Raw genomic sequence first — 2,135 nt, forward strand, 5'->3', positions numbered from 1 at the left:
GCCTCTGCTCCACCTGTAACCCATCACTGGAAAAAAATCTCTGTCTCCGATCTCGATTTCTTCTCCGCCACGAAGGTTGAAAAGGGCAAACTGCTCATCGACGGCGATGGGTTGATCGGCCTGCTCAAATCGGACCCCAACATCGAGGATGTAAAGCTTGATATCGCCCACCCCGGGGAGTCGGTGCGGATCATTCCCGTCAAAGACGTCATCGAGCCCCGGCTGAGCCTCATCCCGGGCTACCCGTGCTTCCCCGGAGTGCTTTCCCCGTGGGATCCCGACGCGCAGGGCACCCCTTCCGGGGAAATCGCGTCTATAAGCGGAATGGTCGTTACCACCGTGGGATCCATCGTGGGCTACCAGGAAGGCCTGATCGACATGTCTGGCCCGGGCGCAGACTACTCCCTCTTTTCCCGAAAGCACCACCTGGTCCTTGACATTACCGTGCGAAAGGGGACAGAGCGCCACGACCACGAAAAAACCGTGAGGTTGGCCGGCTTCAAAGCATCCGATTACATCGCCAAACATGCCCTGAAAAAAGCCCGATCCTGGGACAGCCAGGAAACCCTCGCCAATCCAGGCGGGGCCGAATCCTCCGGAATGGAAGGCCTTCCCCGAATCGCCTACCTGTACATGCTCCAGTCACAGGGGCTCCTGCACGACACCTACTACTGCGGGATAGACGCCAAGACGATGCATCCCCGTAGAATCGTGCCGTCGGAAGTTTTCTTTGGGGCCATCGTTTCGGGGAACTGCGTTTCGGCCTGTGACAAGAACACCACCTATCACCACCAGAACAACCCCATCATCCTGGAGCTGATGCGAAGGCACGGGATCGACTGGAACTTCGTCGGCTGCGTCATCACCAACGAGAACGTCACCATGGAGGACAAACAGCGCTATTCCACGCTGGCAGCCGAGGGCATCGCGGCCCTGAAGCCCGACGGCGCCATCATTTCCAAGGAAGGCTTCGGCAATCCAGATGCGGACCTCATGATGAACTGCTCGAAGATCGAGGCCCACGGCATCAAGACGGTCCTTTTGACCGATGAGTTTGCGGGACAGGCGGGAGCCTCCCAGTCCCTGGTCGACACGCACCCGAGCGCCGACGCCATCATCTCCACGGGGAATGCCAACGAGGTGGTGGTCCTGCCGCCCCGGGAAAAAATCATCGGCGATGACAGCGTCATCACGGAGCTTGCGGGCGGATCCAGCAAATGCCGGCTCCCCGACGGCAGCGTTGCCGTCGAACTCCAGGTGCTGATCGGCTCCAACAACCAGCTGGGATACGAGAGAACTACCACGAGGTTCATATAAATGCCCGAAACCCGGCACGGCAAAACATACCGGATCGTTCACTACGTAAACCAGTTCTTCGGCGGTGTGGGCGGCGAAGAGCAGGCATACTGCCAGCCGCTCATAAAAGACGGCCCGCAGGGGCCCGGGCAGCTGCTGAAAAAAATATTCCATGAACAGAACGCCCCGGTCGAAATCGTCGCCACCGTCGTCTGCGGAGACGGCTACTTTGCCGAAAACGAGGAAAGATGCCTCGGGGAGATCATACCGAAGATAGAGGGATACAGCCCGGATCTGGTCGTTGCCGGACCTGCCTTCAACGCGGGAAGATACGGCATGGCCTGCGGTGCCATCTGCGCGGCCCTCAATCAGAGGGGCATTCCCGCCATCACCGCCATGTACAGGGAAAACCCGGGCGTTGACCAGTACCGGCAGTCGGTCTTCATCCTCGAGTGCGCCGACGATGTTTCTGGCATGCAGGATGCCGCCGCGAAAATGGTCCGCCTGGGCATGAAACTTTTAGCCGGCGAGGAGATCGAACTGCCCGCGGCGGAGGGCTGCTTCGAACAGAACCTGAGGAAAAACTATTTCCACGCGGAGCCTGCCTATCAGCGCGCCATTAAAATGCTCCTGCAGAAGATGCGGGGGGAGCCCTTCGAAACGGAATATCCCATCCCCTTTTTCGACCGTGTCGAGCCCCAGCCGGCAATAGCCGACCTGAAAGGGTTGACGGTTGCAATGATCACCTCCGGCGGGATCGTCCCCACCGGGAACCCGGACCACATAGAGAGCTCCAACGCTTCAAAATACGGGAGATATTCCCTTGCGGGAATGGAAAA

The 2,135-nt window shown here is 59.1% G+C and carries 2 protein-coding genes; both read left to right on the top strand.

The genetic code is table 11. From position 1 onward, the window contains the following. Positions 1 to 36: 36 nt before the first annotated feature. On the top strand, positions 37 to 1,317 hold the full coding sequence (locus tag GTN70_01380; GenBank protein NIO15649.1) for a beta-aspartyl-peptidase: 1,281 nt from the start codon (positions 37 to 39) through the stop codon (positions 1,315 to 1,317). Further along, positions 1,318 to 2,135 (top strand): glycine/betaine/sarcosine/D-proline family reductase selenoprotein B (locus GTN70_01385; GenBank protein ID NIO15650.1); only part of this gene is annotated, 818 nt, incomplete at its 3' end.

This window comes from Deltaproteobacteria bacterium, assembly GCA_011773515.1.
GTDB lineage: Bacteria > Desulfobacterota > Deferrimicrobia > J040 > J040 > WVXK01.